This is a genomic window from Parcubacteria group bacterium CG10_big_fil_rev_8_21_14_0_10_36_14 (assembly GCA_002772895.1).
Lineage (GTDB): Bacteria > Patescibacteriota > Patescibacteriia.
In genome coordinates this window covers 24765-25036 of the sequence record PFCS01000054.1, presented here as the reverse complement: position 1 = coordinate 25036, position 272 = coordinate 24765, and the positions used below count along the sequence as shown (strand labels likewise).

General features: G+C 28.7%; 1 protein-coding gene. It reads right to left on the bottom strand.

Annotated elements, in window-relative coordinates:
- On the bottom strand, window positions 1-181 hold a 181-nt coding region (locus tag COU51_04400; protein PIR66375.1), incomplete at its 3' end, for a hypothetical protein.
- Window positions 182-272: the final 91 nt, after the last annotated feature.

The window sequence follows — 272 nt, the reverse complement described above, 5'->3', positions numbered from 1 at the left end:
TATTTAAAAATCTTTCAATAATTCTGCGGTGGTCCAAATCAATAAACATTCCAAAGGCTACAATTAATAAAGAACCGACAAAATATTTCTTTTTCCATTTATGCCTTTTTGCATAATAAAGAGCATAGGTTGCGGTAAAAAAAATATGAAGAGAGATATCAAGCCAAAGCGGTGTTTTCATGTTTACCTCTGCCTTAGAAATAACATAAAACTGGAAAAAGGTCAAGACCCTTGATTTTTTAATTTTTTTTGGTATTATTATAATAATATGA